This is a genomic window from Streptomyces zaehneri (genome assembly GCF_032248645.1).
Lineage (GTDB): Bacteria > Actinomycetota > Actinomycetes > Streptomycetales > Streptomycetaceae > Streptomyces > Streptomyces coriariae.
This window is the reverse complement of the sequence record NZ_JASTTJ010000036.1, coordinates 12,315-31,746: the sequence shown is the minus strand read 5'-3', so window position 1 is coordinate 31,746 and position 19,432 is coordinate 12,315. Positions and strand designations below refer to the sequence as shown.

Annotated in this window: 14 protein-coding genes; 3 read left to right on the top strand and 11 right to left on the bottom strand. The window is 71.6% G+C overall.

What is annotated here, in order from left to right; all coding sequences use genetic code 11:
- Positions 1-4: 4 nt before the first annotated feature.
- From QQM72_RS38010 to QQM72_RS37960, 11 genes are all read right to left on the bottom strand, one after another.
- Complete coding sequence (locus QQM72_RS38010; RefSeq protein WP_314225369.1) at positions 5-1,990, bottom strand: alginate lyase family protein; 1,986 nt, start codon at positions 1,988-1,990, stop codon at positions 5-7.
- Entirely contained in the window at positions 1,987-4,176 is a 2,190-nt protein-coding gene (locus QQM72_RS38005; RefSeq protein WP_314225368.1) for a bi-domain-containing oxidoreductase, read from the bottom strand. The genes QQM72_RS38010 and QQM72_RS38005 overlap by 4 nt, the downstream gene beginning before the upstream one ends.
- Before the next feature lie 33 nt (positions 4,177-4,209).
- Complete coding sequence (gene asnB / locus QQM72_RS38000; protein ID WP_314225367.1) at positions 4,210-6,135, bottom strand: asparagine synthase (glutamine-hydrolyzing); 1,926 nt, start codon at positions 6,133-6,135, stop codon at positions 4,210-4,212.
- Between the two features lie 2 nt (positions 6,136-6,137).
- Positions 6,138-7,691 (bottom strand): Wzz/FepE/Etk N-terminal domain-containing protein, encoded by a 1,554-nt coding sequence (locus QQM72_RS37995; protein ID WP_314225366.1) that lies wholly within the window; start codon positions 7,689-7,691, stop codon positions 6,138-6,140.
- Complete coding sequence (locus QQM72_RS37990; protein WP_314225365.1) at positions 7,688-9,052, bottom strand: Wzz/FepE/Etk N-terminal domain-containing protein; 1,365 nt, start codon at positions 9,050-9,052, stop codon at positions 7,688-7,690. The genes QQM72_RS37995 and QQM72_RS37990 overlap by 4 nt, the downstream gene beginning before the upstream one ends.
- Positions 9,049-10,329 carry a glycosyltransferase family 4 protein gene (locus tag QQM72_RS37985; RefSeq protein ID WP_314225364.1) on the bottom strand — a complete coding sequence of 427 codons (1,281 nt, stop codon included), beginning with the start codon at positions 10,327-10,329 and terminating at the stop codon, positions 9,049-9,051. The genes QQM72_RS37990 and QQM72_RS37985 overlap by 4 nt, the downstream gene beginning before the upstream one ends.
- Positions 10,319-11,644, bottom strand: coding sequence for a nucleotide sugar dehydrogenase (locus tag QQM72_RS37980; RefSeq protein WP_314225363.1), 1,326 nt, complete (start codon positions 11,642-11,644; stop codon positions 10,319-10,321). Before QQM72_RS37980 ends, QQM72_RS37985 begins: the two co-directional genes overlap by 11 nt.
- 82 nt (positions 11,645-11,726) lie before the next feature.
- Positions 11,727-13,205 (bottom strand): sugar transferase, encoded by a 1,479-nt coding sequence (locus QQM72_RS37975; protein WP_314225362.1) that lies wholly within the window; start codon positions 13,203-13,205, stop codon positions 11,727-11,729.
- 779 nt (positions 13,206-13,984) lie between these two features.
- The gene (locus tag QQM72_RS37970) at positions 13,985-14,419 is read right to left on the bottom strand and encodes a VOC family protein (protein ID WP_314225361.1); all 435 of its coding nucleotides are present in this window, start codon (positions 14,417-14,419) and stop codon (positions 13,985-13,987) included.
- Between the two features lie 29 nt (positions 14,420-14,448).
- Entirely contained in the window at positions 14,449-15,804 is a 1,356-nt protein-coding gene (locus QQM72_RS37965; RefSeq protein WP_314225360.1) for an MFS transporter, read from the bottom strand.
- A gap of 586 nt (positions 15,805-16,390) precedes the next feature.
- The gene (locus tag QQM72_RS37960; RefSeq protein WP_314225359.1) at positions 16,391-16,759 is read right to left on the bottom strand and encodes an STAS domain-containing protein; all 369 of its coding nucleotides are present in this window, start codon (positions 16,757-16,759) and stop codon (positions 16,391-16,393) included.
- A gap of 169 nt (positions 16,760-16,928) precedes the next feature.
- On the opposite strand from QQM72_RS37960, the gene QQM72_RS37955 reads away from it, so the two are divergent.
- The 3 genes from QQM72_RS37955 (at position 16,929) to QQM72_RS37945 (ending at position 19,226) form a co-directional block, all read left to right on the top strand.
- Positions 16,929-17,402, top strand: a complete 474-nt coding sequence (locus QQM72_RS37955; protein ID WP_314225358.1) for an ATP-binding protein — start codon at positions 16,929-16,931, stop codon at positions 17,400-17,402.
- A gap of 405 nt (positions 17,403-17,807) precedes the next feature.
- Positions 17,808-18,143, top strand: coding sequence for a hypothetical protein (locus QQM72_RS37950; RefSeq protein WP_314225357.1), 336 nt, complete (start codon positions 17,808-17,810; stop codon positions 18,141-18,143).
- Between the two features lie 456 nt (positions 18,144-18,599).
- Positions 18,600-19,226, top strand: a complete 627-nt coding sequence (locus QQM72_RS37945) for a class I SAM-dependent methyltransferase (RefSeq protein ID WP_314225356.1) — start codon at positions 18,600-18,602, stop codon at positions 19,224-19,226.
- Positions 19,227-19,432: the final 206 nt, after the last annotated feature.

Sequence of the window (19,432 nt, the reverse complement as noted above, 5' to 3'; positions counted from 1 at the left end):
CCCCCTAGCCGCGGAACCTGAGCACGGTGGTGAACCCCGTCGCGCCGTCGGCGAAGCCGGTGCCGACCAGCGTGGTGGCGGGTTCCTTGCGCCCGAAGCCGGGGGAGTACCAGCCCAGCGGCGGGTCGCTCTCGCCGCGATGCGCCCGCCAGCTCAGCTGCCCGGGCAGGTCGAGCGCCGCGGAGCGGTCCTCGCCGTCCCGGGTCCAGGTGAGCTGTGCCCGGTTCCCCACCAGGTCCGCGGCGATCGCCGGGCCGAGGTGGAACGCCAGCCGGACGGCGCGGCGCGGGCCGTGTCGGCCGTGGACCTCGTCGACCACCCTCAGTTCCCGGCTCGCGGCCGTCAGCTCCACCCGGCGGCGGTGCACGGAGCGCTGGTAGCCGTCGTGCTCCGCGCACCAGCGGGCCGTCCCCCCGTCGGAGGCGTCGGAGGTGTCCACGGCCAGGACGCGGCTGCGGGCATGCCGGGTCCACAGGAACGGGCCGCCGGAGACGGACTGGTCATCGCCGTCCAGTTGCAGCGTGTTGTGGCCGAGGGTCGAGCGGAAGTACTGCCGCCACTCGGGCTGCCCGTGGTAGCAGTACGTCCCCGGGTCGGCGAGGACGTCGACCCCGTCGTGCCGGACCTCCACGGACAGCGCGTCCGCGTGGGCATGCGCCGCGATGGACAGGAATCCGTGCGGACCACCGTCGCAGCGGCACCAGATCTCCCCGGGGCCACGCAGGATGGTCATCCCCGCGTCGGCGAAATGAGCCGGCCGGCCTGCCGGGCGGGACACGGCCGGTGCGGTTCCGTTCTTCGCGTACGGCCGGACGAGCGCGGCCAGCAGAGGGGTGCGCACATCGGTGCCGGTCACCGCCGGCCACCAGGCGAGCCGGCCGAACACGGCGTCCCCGGTGGCCAGCAGCGAGGCCCATCGGTCGGTGCCCTCGCCGTCCACGACCAGACCGTGCCCGTCGTCCGCGTCCCCCTGGCGCGGCGGCCGCAGCCGGCTGTCCACGACGGCCGCGAGCGCGTCGGTCATCCGCAGCAGTACCAGGCGGATCGACGCGGGCACCGGCACGTCGGCGGCGTCCGCCTCGGCCACCGCCGCCAGGCCGAGTTCCAGCACCAGTGCGTGGTACTCGGTGGCCAGCTCGCGGTTGAGGCCGGAGCCGAAGGTGTTGCCGCGCAGGTGCAGCTCCAGCGACCGCAGCGCGTCGGCCCGCCAACGGGCCGAGGAGGGGAACCACCCGAACGCGCAGGCCGCGGCGAACTGCCCGGCGGCCTCGGCGACGACGTGGTTGTTCGCCGAAGACCCCCGGCTGGGGAAGGCGGCCAGCCAGCGCTGGTGGTGCCAGATCTGGTTCAGGGCCACCGGGTTGTCCTCGAACAGAGCGGCCGCGCCCGGCCAGCCGTCGAGCAGCCGGCGGATCCACACCCAGGACAGCAGCCGGATCCCCAGCTCGATGCCGCTGGTCCAGTGCACCCCACGCAGCGGCGCGTTGCCCGCCCACCACGACCGCAGGTGCTCGGCCACCCGCTCGGCGTACCGCTCGTTGCCGGTGACCGCGTAGGCGGCCGCGAGCACCGTGAGGTACTGATGCCGGGACAGCTCCCAGATCTGCTTGATGTCCCCGACCGCGTCCTCGTCGCGGTACGGCACGTCGAAGGCGTAGCCCCACGGGGCCCGGCGCCCGGTCTTCGGGTCGTACCACCAGTCCGGGTCGGCCAGGTCGTCGCGGACCACCCCGAAGTACTCGACGTGCCCGGCCATCAGCCGGTCCGCCTCGGCGACGAGACGTTTCGCGGCGTCCGGTGGCACCGCGGCGATCGTCCCCGCGGGCAGTGCCGCGGTGAACCGGGCGCCGGTCACGCTCGGGCTGTCCGGCCGCGCCGACCGCCACCGTCGCCTGCGCACCGCGTCGCCCGCCCGGCCGCCGACCTCGCGCGGTCCCATCCGGGACAGCCGCCGCAGGTACCAGCCCGGACTACCCGAGTTCACCGTCATCGCCCTCTCGCCAACGTCACCGGCGCCCCGCCGGCCAGAGCGGCCTGCACGGCGAGGGTGGCCGCCGTGGTGGCGACCAGCGACTCCAGCGGCACCGGCATCGGCCCGCCGGTCCGCACGGCCTTGACGAACGCGGCCAGCTCGGCGGACTGGCCCTTGTCCCGGGTCTTGGGCAGCCGCGAGCTGACCCACCGCTTGCGGGCGTACACCGAGGCACGGACGAAGTCGTCGAGCCGCAGCACCTTGCCGTCCGCGACCAGGTCCAGCGTCTCCTTGGGGAAGCCGGCCGCGCCGGTGGTGACGTAGCTGATGGCGGCGGTGGACCCGTCCGGGTAGCGCAGCACGATCTGCAGGTCCTCGTTGCCGGAGGTGGCGACCGCGTACACCGAGACCGGGTCGGCCTGGAGCAGCCAGCTCGCCGTGTCGATGAAGTGTCCGCCCTCACCGGCGAACCGCGAGCCCTCGGTGCCTTGTCGGAGGTACCAGCTCCCGTGGGTCAGCCGGCCCGCGTTGACCAGGTAGCGCAGGCTCGCCGGGCCGGTCCGGACGCCGAACCGCTCGCGGGCCTCCTGCAACAGCGGCGCGAACCGGCGGTTGAAGCCCACCTGCAGCCGGTCGTTGCCGGACTCCTCCACCGCCGCGAGCACACCGGCCAGTTCGTCCTCGGTGAGGGCCAGAGGCTTCTCGACGAACACCGCCTTGCCGGCCAGCAGCGCCTTTCGGGTCAGTTCGGCGTGCGAGCTGTGCCGGGTGACCACGAACACCGCGTCGACGGACTTGTCGCCGAGCACGGCGTCGAGATCGGTGGTCGCCTCGGCGAAGCCGAACTTCCGCTTCGCGTTGGCCGCGGACAGCGCGGTCGTCGTGACGACCGTCGACAACGCGACGCCTTCGCGCTGCGCCAGGTGCGGCAGCAGCATCGACGTCGCGTAGTTCCCGGCGCCGACGAACGCCAGCCGCACCGGCGCGTCGGCGGGCCGGGCCGGGGCGGACGCCCTGCCGCTGCGGGGCGCCGCGGGAACCGTCACCGCCGGGGCCTCCGCCTGCCCCGCCTCCTCTTTCTGCTCGGGGTACCGGAACAGCACGGCCACGGCCTTCAGATCGCCGTCCTTCAGACGCCGGTACGTCTCGACGGCATCGTCGAAGTCGGCGATGTGGGAGACCAGGGGCTCCACGTCCACGCTGGCGCGGGCCACGAGATCGAGGAAGCACGCCAGGTTGCGGCGCTCGGTCCAGCGCACATGGCCGATCGGGTAGTCCCGCCCCTCGAGCTCGTACTCCGGGTCGTAGCGCCCGGGGCCGTAACTGCGCGAGAACCGGACGTCGAGTTCCTTCTCGTAGTACGCGTTCCACGGCAGGTCCAGCCGGCACTTGCCGATGTCGACGACCCGGCCGCGGTCCCGGCTCAACCTGGCTGCCAGCTCGACGGGTTGATTGCTGCCGCCGCCCGCCGCCAGGTACACCTGGTCCACGCCGTGCCCGTCGGTGAGTTCGGCGACGGCGGCCTCCACGGCCGCGGACGCGGGATCCCCGCAGGCCGCGGCCCCCAGGCGCTCGGCCAGCTCGCAGCGCACCGGGTCGGGGTCGACCCCGACGACGCGAACCCCCGAGGCGGCCAGCAGCTGCACCACCAGCTGCCCGATCAGCCCGAGGCCGATGACCAGCGCCACCTCGCCGAGTTGCGGCTCGCCCTGGCGCACGCCCTGCATCGCGATCGACCCGACGGTGCCGAAGGCCGCGTGCTGCGGCGCGAGACCGTCCGGCACCCGGGCGTAGAGGTTCTTCGGTACCCAGTTCAGCTCGGCGTGCAACGCGTGCTCGTTGCCGGCGCAGGCCACGAGGTCGCCGACCTTCACGTCGTCGATCCCGGTGCCGACCTGCTCGACCACCCCGCACAGCGAGTAGCCCAGCGGCGTGTAGGAGTCCAGCTTGCCCATCACCTTGCGGTAGGTGGCGGGCACCCCGTTGGTGGCCACGCTCTGCATGACCTTGGCCACCTGGTCCGGCCGGGAGCGGGCCTTGCCCAGCATCGACATGCCGGCCTCGGACACCTTCATGAGCTCGGTCCCGGTGGATATCAGCGAGTAGGCGCTGCGGACCAGCACCCCGCCCGGCTTGCATCCCGGCACCGGCACGTCGAGCACCGCCAGCTCGCCGCTTTTGTAGTTCTGAACAACCTGTTTCACCCGAAGTCCTCTGTCTCTACTGTCTCTACGCCGTCAGTGAGAGTTCTGGCCGGCCCGTGAGGTCGCGTCGCGATACCAGTACTCGAGGGTCAGCACGTGCCACAGATGCTTGGAGAAGTCCCGCTGCCCGGCGGCGTCCTCGGCGACCATGCGCGCCAGCGCGTCGCGGCGCAGGAGCCCGGAACCGACGAGCACGCCGTCGTTCACCACCTCGCGCACCAGCGGTGCCAGATCCCGGCTCATCCAGGCGCGCAGCGGGGCACTGAACAGGCCCTTGGGCCGGTACACGATCTCCCGGGGCAGGATCGAGACGGCCGCCTCCTTGAGGACGGCCTTGCCCTGCCGTCCGACGATCTTGCGATCGCCGGGGAAGGCGAACGCCGCCTTGACCACCTCCACGTCCACGTACGGCACCCGCACCTCGGTCGACGCGGCCATGCTCGACCGGTCGGTGTAGGCGAGGTTCAGACCCGGCAGGAACATCCGCGCGTCACCCAGGCACATGCGGTTGACGAAGTCGTCGAGCTCGTTGTCCTGGTAGATGTCCGCATGCTCGGTCAGCACGTCGTCGACCGTCCCGGCCAGGTCGGGATCGACCAGGGCGAGCAGCTCGTCCTGGTCGTACATGGTGTAGCTGCGCCGGAACGCGGTCTCCTCCGGCAGATCGGCGAAGGACAGGAACCGCTTCGCGAAGCGCACCGACCGGTACCCCCGGCGGGCCGTGGCGACCGGCAGCCGGTCCACGGCCCGGGACAGGCCGCGCCGCAGGGGCCGCGGGACGCGCTGGTAGCGCAGCGCGAGCAGGTTGGCCAGGTGCTTGCGGTAGCCGGCGAACAGCTCGTCGGCCCCCATCCCCGAGAGCATCACCTTGACGCCGGCCTCCCGGGCGGCCGAGCAGATCAGGAACGTGTTGATCGCGGCCGGGTCGCCGATCGGCTCGTCCAAGGCGTACGTCATCTGCGGCAGCAGGTCGAGCACGTTCGGAGCGATCTCGATCTCGTGCAGGTCGACACCGAACCGCTCGGCCACCTGCCGGGCGTAGCGCAGGTCGTCCGGCATCGCCTCGAACCTGGCGTCCTCGGCACGGAACCCGATGGTGTAGGCGGAGATCCCCGGTCGGTCGCGGGCCGCGAGCGCGGTCAGGTAGCTGGAGTCCAGCCCGCCGGAGAGGAAGGTCGCCACGGGCACGTCGGAGAGCAGGTGGCGCCGGGTCGACTCCTCGACGACGGCGGCCAGATCCGGCTGTTCGCCGCTGCGGGCCAGCTCCTGCCCCTCGGCGGCGATGTCCTTCAGGTGCCAGAACCGGCCGCGCTCCACCCGGCCGTCGGGCCGGCACCGCAGCCAGCTCCCCGGCGGCAGCTTCTCCGCTTCGCGCAACGCGCACCGTGAGTCCGGCACCCAGTAGTACAGCAGCGAGGCCACCAGCGCCGCATGGTCCACCTCCAGCGACCCGCCGGTCGCGGCGGCGAGCGCCTTGAGCTCGGAGGCGAACATCAGGCCCTCGCCGCGCCGGAGCAGGAACAGCGGCTTGATGCCGAGCTGGTCGCGGGCGAGCACCAGGTCACCGGTTCGCTCGTCGAAGATCCCGAACGCGAACATCCCGCGCAGCCGGGGCAGGCAGTCCGTGCCCCAGCGCCGCCAGGCCTCCAGCACCACCTCGGTGTCGGAGGTACCGCGGAAGCGGACCCCGGCGGCCGACAGCTCGGCCCGCAGCTCGGGCGCGTTGTACAGCTCGCCGTTGTACGTCAGGACCAGGCCGTCCGAGACCATCGGCTGGGCGCCGGTCTCGGACAGGTCGATGATGGCCAGCCGGCGGTGCCCGAGGTGCACTTCGCCGTCACCGACGGGGTGGCCGTACCGGCCCGCCCCGTCCGGACCGCGGTGGGCGAGGGTCTCGGTGAGCCGGTCGGTCACGAGCTTCCCGTCCGGCCATCGGTAGGTTCCTGCGATGCCACACATGTCTAGCGCGCCTCCTGGTCGCTGTCCGGGACGCGTGCCGCCCACATCGGCTGTCGTTCGGTCCGCCGCGGGCCCTCTCCCACTGCCTGAACGGCGTGGGAGGTACCCCCACCGTTCTGTGGGGCCGGCGGTTCGTTCTGGCCGCGCAGCGCGGTGTGCGGCCCGTCCCACAGCGTGCCGTCGGTCCGGTCACGCGGATCGGGGTCGATCAGCACCACACCGATCACCGCGATGCGCTGGTCCGCGAGCTGCCGCGCCACGGTGTGCAGCCATGCGGCGCTGCCGTGCCCGGCGCGCACGACGAGCGCGGTCCGGGTGCCGAGGTACCGGAGGTCGGTCCACGCCGTGCCGGGCGCCACCGAGCCGACGCCGAGCCGGCGCTCCTGGGGCGGCACGGTCGCGGCCCGCTCGCCGCTGACCACGGCCGGGTCTCCCGGCTTTTGGCGGCGGCCCGCGAGCCGCAGGCCCGGCAGGCCGTCGACGATGACCACGGGCCCCTCCGCCGTCAGTGCGCCGGCGAGGTCCAGGGCGAGCGCGCTCGCGCTGCGCGCACAGCCCAGTTCCAGCAGCGACACCGGTTCCGCGGAGCCGCGCACGGTGCGGGCCAGGGAGGCGGTGAGCCGTTCGCGTGCCGCCCGGATCCGTCGGCGCTGCCACAACCCGGCCGACCGGTAGGGCAGTTCCGCGATGACCGAGGCGCCGAGGTTCGCGGCGATGTCCCGGCGCAGTACCGGTCGGTCCGCCACCACCGTGCGGATCGCGGCCACCGCGAGCCCGAGGGCGAGTCCGAGGACGAGTCCGACCGCGCCGTTGGTGGCAGCGCTCCTGGGCAGGGAGTGCCGCACCGCGCGAGGGGCGTCCACGATCTGGGTGCCGGCGATGAGCTGCGGGGTGCCGATGCGCGCCTCCGCGGCGCGCTGGTCGAAATCGGAGATCCGCGAGGTGAGTTCGGCCCGGCGGGCGAAGAGCGACTCCAGGTTCGCCGCCGCCTTCGGCCCGCCGTCCGGCGATGCCTCGCCGATCTCCTTGTTGACCTGCGCGAGTTCGTCCCGTATCCGGTCACGCTGGTCGACCAGGGCCTTGGCCTCGGCGTTCGCGGCCTGCTGGATCCGCCGCACATGGTCCGAGACGAACGCGTCGGCCAGCGCCTTGGCACGGGCCACCGCTTCCGCGTCGCTGTCACCTGTCACATTGATCTGCAGCAGGTTGTTGGTCAGGCCGATACCCCCGTAGTCCTGCATGAAGTCCTCCGGCTTCTCCGGGGACTTCAGGGACCGCAGGGCCACGTCGGCGATCCGCGTGGTCTGCAGCAGCGCGACGTCCGTGCGGATCAGCGTTCCGGGGTCGTTCGGCTGGTCCTCCTGATGCGCGACCAGCACCTTGGTCACCGCGGTCGGCGGCGGCGGCATCAGGACCGCCACCGTTACGCCGACGAGCAGCCCCAGCAGTGCCAGGGAGCACCAGAAGCGGCGCCGCCTGCGCACCGACACCACCAGCGCCTGCAGGTCCAGCAGCGGAGCGGCGGCCGACGACTGCGAAGTCGTGTGCGTCGTCACTGTGAACCTCCTGTCGCGCCGTCGCCGGCCGCGAGCTCCGTCGTGGCGGCATGGCGGGGATGGCCGGCGGACCGCGTCGGACGCGCCCAGACGGTGCCGGCGAGGACGATGCCGACGACCTCGTGCTTGGCGTCCGCACACGCCTCGGCGATGCCGGCGAGCTCCCCTGCGGTCCAGCTGCCCGCGCTGAGTACGACCAGGACACCGGACTCGTTGTCGCGGTCCGGCACCATCGGCTGGGACACCGAAACCTCCACCACCCGCAGCGGCGGATCGCTCTCGGCCTCGGCGGCGAGCCGGCCGGCGGCCCGCAGGGCGATCTCGTCGCCGTCCGGGACGACCACCAACAGCCGCCGGGGGGCGGGCAGTCGGTCCCGGAGGCGGGCGCACACCCGCCGGTAGCGGATCTGCCTGCTGGCCTCGTCGCCGGAGGTCTGCGGGGCGGGTACGTCCCACCGGACGTCGACGCCCAGCAGCCGGCGGATCCGGGCCCGCGAGTCACGGCTCTCCGGCCGGTGCGCGGGCCGTTCACCGGGTACGTCGACGGTACCCAGCAGCGCCGAGCCCAGCGCCGCGGCGATCTCCGGTTCGGTGCGCAGCCGGCGACTCATCCGTGCGGCGGTGAGATGGCCGATGACCGCGAGCAGGAAGAACAGCAGCGCCCCGGCGACGACGAGCTGGATCCTCGTCGGCGGTGCCTCGCCGGTCGGCCGGGCGGCCGGACCCATGACGACCATGTCGGCCTGGGTCGCGGCCGGGTCGGTCTCGTCCAGCTTGTTGATGGCTTCCTGGAGCGCGGTGCGCAGCTTCGAGAGCTCGGTGCGGGTCTGCACGCTCTCCACGGTCTGCCCCGGACCGGCCGCGTCGGCCAGCTCGGTGATGCGGCGGCTGGTCTGCACCACCATCTGCCGCAGGGCCTCGGGCGCCGCCGCCTCGGGGTCGGTGCTGTCGCCCGTGATCTGCGCGGCGAAGGTGACGAACTGCTGGGCCAGCCGGTCGGAGAGTTGCTGTGCGCGCTCGGGGGTGTCGGCCGTGCCCGAGATCTTGATGATGTTCCCGTCGGCGGCCTTGGCGCTCACCCGGTCCCGCAGCTCGCTGCCGCTGACCCCGGTCCAGTCGAGCGTGGCAGCCACGCGGTCGACCACCACCGAACTGGTCGCGATCTCCGCCTGGGTCACCAGCTCGCGCTCCTCCCACGCCCCCGGCAGCAGTACCGACGCCGACGTCGTGTATCGCGGCGGGAACAGCAAGGAGGTGCCGTAGCCGACGAGCGCGCCCACCACGACGAGGAGGGTGAGCAGCCGCCGGCGCCGACGGATGATCCGCCCGATCGTGACCAGGCGTATGGTGTCGTCGCTCAACGGCGCGGCCTCTTCCATGCCCGGTGCGGTTCGCCCGCCGACAGCGGGGCGTGGTCACGGCAGGCGGCGGCGTAGGCTGCCAGCAGTGATCGCTGGGAGTTCCGCCAGGAGAGCGGCCCGCTGACCCGCTCCTGGCCGATCTTGCCCATCCGGGCCCGCATCTGCGGATCGTCCAGCAGCAGCGTGATGAGCTTGGCGAACTCGGCCTCGTCGTTCGCGGGCGCGTAGACGGCGGCGTCGCCGGCGGAGACTCGCGCCTCCCGGAGGTCGAACGAGACGATCGGGCGGCCCATCGCCATGTACTCCAGGACCTTGTTCATGGTCGACACGTCGTTGAGCGGATTGCGCGGGTCGGGGGAGAGGCACACGTCCGCGGTGGACAGGTAGCGCACCAGGTCGGCGTCCGGAATGCGCCCGGTGAACTCCACCTGCCCGGAGAGCCCGAGCCGCCCGGAAAGCTCCACCATCGCGTCGAATGCGTCGCCCGCGCCGACGAACACCGCATGCCAGTCCGTCCGTCCGAGCTCGTCGCGCAGCTTCGCCAGGGCCCGAAGGGCGTAGTCGACGCCGTCCTGCGGGCCCATGACGCCCAGATAGCACAGCAGATGAGGCTTGCCGCGCTTCAACTCGGGCTCGGGCGCCACCGGTTGGAACCGGTCGGTCTGCGGCGCGCTGCGCACCACGAACACGTCCGCCGGACGTCGACCGCCACGGCGCACCGCGACGTCCCGGTAGCTCTCGTTCGTGGCGAGCACGATGTCCGCGGCCCGGTACGTCAGCCGTTCGAGCGCGCACACGGCGCGGTAGAGCAGGTCCTCGCCGCGGTCGAACCGGGAGAGGTACAGCTCGGGTACCAGGTCGTGCTGGTCGAAGACGAACCGTGCTCCGCGCCGCTTCAGCCACAGCGCAGGCAGGAACAGCAGGTCGGGCGGATTGCAGGCGTGGACCACGTCGACCGGGCCGACCTTGCGGGCCAGCCGGACCGTGTGCCACAACGCCGATCCGTACTCCCGCAGATAGCCGGCCGGCCCTCCGGTGGCCGCGCGCAACGGGTAGCGGTGGATCCGCACCCCGTCGATCTCCGCCTCCGCCTCCGTGTCCCGCTTGCTCCCCTGGGGACAGATGACGTGCACTTCCCAGCCCGCGTCGCGCAGTGTCGTGCACTCCTGCCACACCCGCCGGTCGAACGGCACCGACAGGTTCTCCACCAGGATCAGCGCGCGCCGGTCCGGCCGTTCGTCGTCGGCTGTGTCGCCGAACGATCTGTCACCAAGCAAGGCCCACGTACCCCGGTTCGGCCCGGCGCGCTTCGGCGTCGGGAAGGTGGATGAGGTCGACGATCACCGTGCCGTCGCCATGGGGCAGCGCCGCCAGCACGGCCGGATCCCTGGTCCCGACCAGGCACACCTCGGCGTGCTCGAGCACCTCCTCGACGGAATCCGCGAGCAGTTGCGCGAGGTGCGGCAGCCGGGTCTCGATGTACTCGCGGTTCGCGCCGAGCAGCCGGGAGAGGCTCACGTTGGCGTCGTAGATCTTCAGGTCGTACCCCTTGCCGAAGAGTCTCTCCGCCAGCTCGACCAGCGGGCTCTCGCGGAGGTCGTCGGTGCCGGGTTTGAAGGACAGCCCGAACAGGCCCGCCCGGCGCTTGCCGGTGCGCTCGACCAGCTCCACCGCGCGCTGCAGATGGTCGGAGTTGGAGGGCAGCACGTGGGAGAGGATGGGTACCGAGACGTCGGCCCGCTGTGCCGCGTGGACCAGGCTGCGCAGGTCCTTGGGCAGGCAGGAGCCGCCGAAGGCGAATCCGGGCCGCAGGTAGGCGGGGCTGATGTTCAGTTTGCGGTCGGCCAGGAACACGTCCATCACCTGGTGCGAGTCCACCCCGAGCGCCCGGTACACCGCGCCCAGTTCGTTCGCGAAGCCGATCTTGAGGCCGTGGAACGCGTTGTCCGCGTACTTGATCGCCTCGGCCGTCGGGACGGGCACCCGGAACGCCTCGCCGGGCAAGCCGTCGTACAGCGCCAGCACCGCGTCGCCGCTTGCCGGGTCGAGTTCGCCGATGACGGTCTTGGGCGGGTCGAAGAAGTCCCGCACGCTCGTGCCCTCGCGCAGGAACTCCGGGTTGACCGCGACCCCCACGTCCACCCCGGCCGTGCCGCCGACGGCCTTCTCCAGGATCGGGACCAGCAGGTTCAGGCAGGTGCCCGGGAGCATGGTGCTGCGGAACACGACGGTGTGCCGGCCCCCCTTCCTGGCCCCCTCGGCCAGCGCGGCGCCGATCTGCTCGGTGACCCGCTCCAGGTACGTGGTGCACAGACTGCCGTTGGGCTCCGACGGTGTGCCCACGCAGATGAGCGACACCTCGCTGCCCGTGATCGCCTCGCGGACGTCGTCGGTGGCGCGTAATGCCCCGGTCCTTACGACCTCGGCGATGAGCTCGCCGATCCGTTCCTCGACCACCGGGGCCTTGCCGTCGTTGACCAGGTCGACCTTCACCTGGTTCACGTCCACCCCGATGACCTCGTGGCCCATGCTGGCCAGGCACGCGGCCGACACACAGCCCACGTAGCCGAGCCCGAAAACGCTGACCTTCATGTCCCGTTCCTCCCCCCAGGCAGGCCCCTGCGGCCTGCGGTCCGCGCGCCGGCGGGACCGTCGAGTTGCAGACTCCCGCGCATCAGTAGGCCCCCTGGCCGTAGAGCACCGCACGCAGCGTCTTCCACAAGATCACCGTGTCCAGGGCGAGCGACCAGTCCTCGACGTACCGCAGGTCGAGCCGGACCGCTTCCTCCCACGACAGGTCGCTGCGTCCGCTGATCTGCCACAGGCCGGTGAGGCCGGGCTTGACCAGCAGCCGCCGCCGGATGTCCGGGCCGTACGCGGCGGACTCCTCCGGCAACGGAGGCCGCGGACCGACGAGCGACATCGATCCGGTGAGCACGTTGAAAAGCTGCGGGAGCTCGTCGATCGAGTACCGGCGCAGCACTGCTCCCACCCGGGTCACCCGTGGATCCCGGCGGACCTTGAACAGCAGGCCGGCACCCTCGTCGAGGTCGGCCAGCCCGGCACGTGCCCCGTCGGCCCCGACGACCATGGTGCGGAACTTGAGAATGGTGAACTCGCGGCCGTCCTTGCCGACCCTGCGCTGGCGGTAGACCGCCCCACCCCGGCTGTCCAGCAGCACGAGCAGCCCGACGAACACCATCAGTGGCGCGAACAGCATCAGCAGAATCGTTGCGCCTACCCGGTCGACGACTCCTTTCACCGCCCGGCGGCCTCCGGTGAAGGTCGGCATGCTGACCCGCAGCAGCGGGATCCCGAGCACCGCGTCGATATGCAGCCGCGGGCCGGCCACCTCCATCAGCACGGGGGCCACGACCATCTCGGCGTCGCTGCCTTCGAGGTTCCAGGCCAGCCGCTGCAGCCGGGCCGGTGACCAGTGCGGGTCCGGCGTGACCGCGACGACACGGTAGCCGTCGCGGTGGACGTGGCTCGCGACGTCCGCCAGCCGGCCGACGACCGGCACTCCGTCCAGTTCGTCACCGTCGAGCCCGAGACCGTCCGTCGTGCACACGCCGTCCACCCGCCAGCCGAGGTGCGGGAACTTGCGGGTTCGGGTGATCAGGTCGCGCACGGTGGCCGGGCTGCCGGCAGCGAGCACCGGTCGCAGGCACTGGCCTTCCTTCCGCTGTTTGTGCAGCCAGAGGCGCAGCAGATATCGGGCGGTCATGGTGACGAGCGCGATCGCGGGGATCGCGACGAAGATCCAGAGCTTGATGTTGCGCGAGGTGAGGGCGATCCCGCCGAGGGCCAGTACGACGGTGGCCGTGAACAGCGAGCGGCCGAGCCGGCGGAACTCCTCGGCGCCCTGGCCGAGCACGGCCGGCGCCCACGACCGGCTCACCGCGAGCGCCCCCAGCACCAGCAGCTCGGTGCCGAAGGCGAGAATTCCCCACTTCTCATGCCAGTTGGCGGCGTCCCGGGCCCCGAAGAAGTTGCCGATCGCCGCCACCACGAAGGCGGTGGCCACCGTGTCGCTGGTGATCACGGAACGGCGGTAGCGCTGTTCCCAGTCGATCGCGGGCGGTCTTATCGCGCCGTTCGGCCGACGCCCGCGCGTCGACGGAAACGGGCTGACCAGTCCCCCTTGCTGCACAGAACCCCCCAAGGTCCCCAGTGGTTCGACGTGTTCGCCTAACACTGTTCCTCCCCCCGGGAGGCCCCCGCCCCCCGTACTGTCCCTCCCCCGGGAGGCCCCCGCCCCCCGCACTGTTGCTCCCCCCGGGAGGCCCCCGCCTCCCGTGCCGTTCCTCCCCTCCGGAAGGCCCCCGCCCCCGCGCATGACATCCCGGCTGTTCCAGAGGTGCTTGGACAACCCGCCCTGACGGCAGTGGACTTGCGTGTCTGTCGGACTTCTGAGGTGCGCGGAAACGTCTCGAAACCTCGGGCGCTCCCCGCACCCAAGGCCCTCTCGGGCTCTACGAATCGATCACCCCGACGTCGGGCGCCGGGGACGCGGCTGCTGGCTCTGCGTAGCGCCGGACCTAGAGATGAATACGGGTCGCCTCAGGTCCGAACCGCTGAAGCACGGTCAATCTAGACCATCCGGGCCGGTATGAAGAGAGGATGTGTGTAATTTGTGTTCAAGCTTTGAGACTTGATCCATCGATCGGTGACCACCTACGAATGCTTTGCGCCACCTCGCGCTTCGGCAGCTCGCCCGGCCCTCGGGTGCGGCTTGCGTCGAGGAGCGGATCGGGTGCGTCCGGGCACGGTGGGAGCGGATGAACGCCGACGGCGGCCCGGAAAGCAGGGAGGCCGCCGAGACGCGCGAGGTGGCCGCGATGCGGTCAGGCGGCGACGCGTCGGGCATCGCCGCTCCCTCGGGCAAGGCGCCCGTGCGATGGCTCCCCGCCTCGCCGGCCCTAAGGACGCTCAGTCGAGACAGAACTCGTTGCCCTCGATGTCCTGCATCGCGATGCAGGACTCGTTCCTGTCATCGGCAAGCAGCAGTTGCACGCGTACCGCACCGAGCGCGACCAGCCGTGCGCATTCGGCCTCGAGCGTGGCCAGGCGCTCCTCGCCCACGAGTCCGGTGCCGACCCGCACGTCGAGATGGACCCGATTCTTGACGACCCGGCCCTCCGGAACGCGCTGGAAGTACAGTCGCGGCCCCACGCCTGAGGGATCAACGCAGGCGAACCAGGCACCCTGCTCCTCCGGAGGCAGGGAGCCCTCGAAATCGCCCCAACTGGCGAACCCCTTTGGTGGCGGCGGGACTACGTACCCCAGCACCGCGCACCAAAAGCGGGCGACGCGCTCGGGTTCCGCACAGTCGAAGGTGACCTGGAACTGCTTGATCGATGACATCGGCGCACCATAGCAGGGAGCTCTGGTGCTCATTTCCCTTTGGGAATAGGCTTGTTGAGAGGAGGACGGACGCCTTCGCCACGACCGAGGGAAGCTCCGGAGGCAGGAAGTTCCCGGCCCAGGCGAGCCAGCGGGGACCAAGCCATCAGCACCGGGGACGACATCATGCCCGCGGCCGTCACCAGGAGGCTGGTGCGCAACCCCCACTCCGCTGCGAGACATCCGCCGAGCAGGGAGCCGAGCGGGGTCAGCCCCATGCCCACGAACGTGATCGTCGCGGCCGCGCGGCCCTGCATCCCGTCCGCAGTGACGGCCTGACGGACGGCCATGACCGTGACGTTCACCAACTGGCCGCCCGCGCCGAAGACGAAGCTGACCGTCAGGAGCACGGGAAGCGTCACCGCAGCGGAGCCGTGCAGGGCGGGCACACACAGGAAGGCGCCGTCGCCGAGAGCCGCTGCGGACATGAGAACCACGCCATGGCCGAACCGGCTCGGCAGCCGGGCGGCCAGCACGGAGCCCAGGAGCGCGCCCGGCCCCATGGCGGCGATCGCCAGCCCGACGGCGGTGCCGGAAAGCTGCAACTCCCGCGGCAGGAAGAGCAGATAGACGGTCATCAGGGCGGCGAAGGAGAACTGGAAGGCGGCCGAGGCCAGGCACACGGTTCGCAACGAGGTTTCGCCGACGACGAAACGGAGGCCCTCGTGGATCCGCCGCCCCACACGAGGGGGACGATCCGAGTGCTCCGGGATCGACTCGATCCGGCGGATCCGTCCGATCGACAGGAACGACAGCGCGAAGAACAGCGCGCTGGAGGCGGCGGCGATCGGCGCCGACAGCAGTGACACCAGTGCGCCGCCGAGGGCGGGACCGCCGATCTGCGCCGCGGACCGGCTGCCCTCGAGCGCGCTGTTGCCCCGCACCAGCTGATCCGGCGTCACCAGCCGTACGGCAGCCACCTGGTAGGCCACGTCGAAGAACACGGACAGGCCGCCGACGACGAAGGCAACCACAAGCAGTCCCGCCAGACCGAGCCCACCGAGGAGACCGGCCACGGCGGCGGCGCACAGGGCCAGGGTCCGGCCGGCATCCGTGAGCACCATGACCGTGCGGGTCCGCCATCCGTCCACCCACGCGCCGACGAAGAGCGAGAGCAACAGGATCGGAACCTGCCCCACCGCGCGCAGGACGCCCAGCTCGCCGGCACCGGCGTCGAGCGTCAGGACGGCGAAGAGCGGCAGAACCACCAGACTCGCGTGTTCGCCGAGTTGGGAGGCCGTCTGACCCACCCAGAGCCTGCGGAAGTCGCCGTCCCGCCACAGACTCGACGGAACAGGCCGACCGGAACCGGACACGGCGGAGGAAGAAGAGGAGGCGGACGGCACAGGGGCCCCTTGGATCGCCGACGACGAGGCCCGCCCCCTGGCGCACAGCAGGCGCACTTACGGTTCGGGCGGGAAGGCTCGCTGTGCCGCAGCATCAAAGGCAGCACGCGATGACGGGCCGGTCAAGGCCCACAGCGTCAACGCGCGCTCTGACGACCGATCATGTCTTCGCTCCTCGTGGGTCACTCGTCGCACCCGAACACTAGCCCTCGGCGGCCCGGCCCGAAAGGCGGCGGTCCCGAGGCGGACAGCAAGGCCACGCAGTCCTCATCCGCAGGCCGCCACCGCTCCCGTCCGCCCGCCCGAGGCACTCCGCGGGCCCCCGGTCCGCCCGAGGAACTTCGCGGGCCCCGGGACGCCCGCCGGCGACGGGTCACGTTTCCGCCTGACGGCCGACGGCCGTACCAGGCAGCCGACAGACCGCTCTCGACGTCGGCGGCCTCCGACGCGGACACCGTGACGGCAACGGGCGGTTGTTCCTGACGGAACGAGTGTGTGGGCGCACGCGTGGGCGGCTCGGCAGCGAGCGAGTTGGGGGAAGGCAGCCTGTCGGGCTCTTCGCCGACCGTGGACGGCGGAGAGTCTTCTAACTGTTCAGGGCCTTCTCGATGGTCGGATGACAGGGGATGAGGGCGTCAATGCCGACCAGTCGCAGCACGTGCAGCACGGGTGGCTGCGCAGCGGCGATACGCAGCCACCCCTCGGTGGCGCTGACGGCCTGGTGGGCGGCGACGAAGACGTTGATGCCACTGGAGTCCATGAAGGTCACGCCGCTGAGGTCCACCACGATGCGCGAGGGCTGTGCCGTGCCGTCCCCGATCGTCAGAGCATCAACCAGGATGTTCTTGACATCGTGGTCGATCTCGCCCTGAACCGTTACGACATGGACGCCGTCCACCACGCGATGCTCGACGGAGAGCCGGCCCGGCCGGCCCGCTTGTTCGATGTCGGTCACCGTCTCCTCGACTGTGCTCGGCCCTGCCCCGGTCCACGGCGTGTACGGACGATTCTGCCCCACCGGCCGGGCCAAATACACTCGGGCGGCTGTGCCGGACAACATGCCTCTGACATGTATGACGGAATCGGGGGTAGCGCGCGTAAAACGGGGAATGAGGTCGAGGCCAGTGGGATCCCATGCCGATGGTGACGGTTGTACGGCGCCGAATGAACATCTGCTGCGCGTCGGCCACGCACTGGGCGGAGACGACGGCTGTATCGCCGACGCCCGTCACCACGCCGCCGCCTTCCTCGACCAGGCCGGCGCCGACCACGGCCTGGCCGTATCCGCACGGGTCAAGGACCTGACCCAACTGGTGGTGAGCGAGCTGGTCACCAACGCCCGCAAATACGCCCCCGGGCCCGTCCTGATGGAACTGCGCATCACCACCCGCGCCGTCGACGTCGTCGTGTGGGACAGCGACCCCGTCGTTCCCGCGGCCCGGCCCGCCGATCCCGACAGGATCGGCCAGCACGGCCTGGAGATCGTCAAGGCCGTCACCGAGCACCTCCTCATCGAGCAGCGGCCGGTCGGCAAACGCATCACGGCCCGCATCACCCTGCTCGACCCCCTGGCGGCGACACCGCCGCCCGCGGTCTAGGGGGCTTCTTTTGGATCAGCCCGGGGCCGCGGCGCGCGGTGCGGCACCTCGCGGCGTTGTCGCACGACCCGCGTACACCCGGTACGCGGATCATGCTCCGCCTTGCGACGCACCGCTCCGGACACCGCGGCCTGATCCGGCCCGGTCCAAAAGAAACGCCCTCGCGGCAGCCCCGGTCCGGCACCGCGCGCGATGCGTGGCGAGGCTCCTTCGGCCGACCACGGTCTCCACGGCTGTAGCCGTGCAACGATGGGCGAACACGAGACTGGCCGGCCCCGGACGCCGACCTCCGGGTCCTGGACATCGCCCCCTTCACGGGCATCCAACTCCCGCCATCGTCGGCCGCCTCCCCTCGGGGCGCCTCGCCTTTGGGCTCACCACCCCCCGAAAGGGGGCTCGCCCAAGATGCACATCACCACGATGATCGTCGGCACCGCCGCCCGGATCACTCCGCACGGAGCGATCGACCACGACACCTTGCCCGCACTGCGCGCTGCCGCTGCGGCGCTGCCGCCGAACGTGACCGTGGTGACCTGGGACCTCCACGACGCACCCTTCATGGACGTCGCCGGCCTCCACCTGCTCACGGACCGGCGACCGCCGGACGGCCCGCCCCGGCAGACGGCAGTGACAGGCCTGGCGCCCCAGCCCCTGCGCCTGCTGCGGCTGGCCGCAGAGCTGTTCCCCGCCCTGGAGTTCGGCCGTCTGCTCTGCGACCTGCCCCCGGTCCAGACCCCCTGACGGCCCACGACTCCCGGTCGGCTCGACGACGTGCCAGGCGGTCTTCATGATCGTCGGCGGTCTCCTCGCCGAGGCGGTGGGTGTCCGTGACACGCTGCTCAGCGCCGGTGCGCCGTGCATGACGAGCGCGCTCCTCCTGCCATGGCGGAGGGCAGGCACCTCCACCGAAGCCGTTCCAGGACCCGCGCGGGAACCGGTCCCGGAACCGGCACCGTCCCAGATCGACTCGCCCTGCCCGAGGCCGCGCGGCGGGTGGGCAGCCTTGGACAGGGGGCTGGAGGTCACCGGCGTCGAGCCCGTCACCGATCCCCGTGGTCACCGGGATCCGGTCACGGAATCCGGTGGCAGCCGAGCGGACGCTCTCCGTATCCCTGAGCCCGCGAGGTCCGTACCTACGATGGGAAACGCGCGATGGCACCGGTCCTCGCCCCTGACCACCCGGGAGGAACGCAGACCATGAGCAGCCAACGCGACCGCTGGGCGGAACTGACAGGCGGGCAAGCCGGCGAGGAGTACGCCCGCCGGTTCGAGCGGCTGGCGGAGTCGGGCCACGACATCCACGGCGAGGCCGCCTTCTGCGACGCGCTGCTGAATCCTGCCGGGCGGGTACTCGACGCCGGCTGCGGCACCGGGCGGATCGCGATCCGGCTCGCCACGCTGGGTCACCTCTGCACGGGCGTGGACCTCGACCGCTCCATGCTCGCCGTCGCGCGCCGCACCGCCCCCGACCTGGAATGGCTCCACGGTGACCTGGCCCGCCTGGACGGCATCGGCCTGGAACCCGGCTTCGACCTGGCGCTCGCCGCCGGAAACGTCATCCCCTTGCTGGCCCCCGGTACCGGACCGGCTGTCGTCCGGCAGCTGGCCGCCGTACTGCGCGGCGGCGGACTGCTGGTCACCGGCATGGGACTGGACGCGGAACACCTGCCGCTGCCGGAACCGACCGTGACACTGACGGAGTTCGACCACTGGTGCACGCAGGCCGGACTGAGCCTGCGGCAGCGCTTCGCCACCTGGGACGGCGACCCGTACATCCCGGACTGCGGCTACGCCGTCAGCGTGCACTCCCGCTCCACCGACTGAACGCGAGAGCGCCCTCGGCAGGCCCCGCCCATGGCGTCACGCCGGCCGAGGCGACGGTGGGCGATGGGGAACTCCGGCAGGTCCCTCCCCCTTCCTGTGGCTCACCTTTGCCGATGCGCATTTCGACGTAACCCACCCGCACCGCTCCGTTAACATGTTCGAACTCGCGACGAACGCCCCCCATGCCCGTCCTTCGCAGGGAAAGC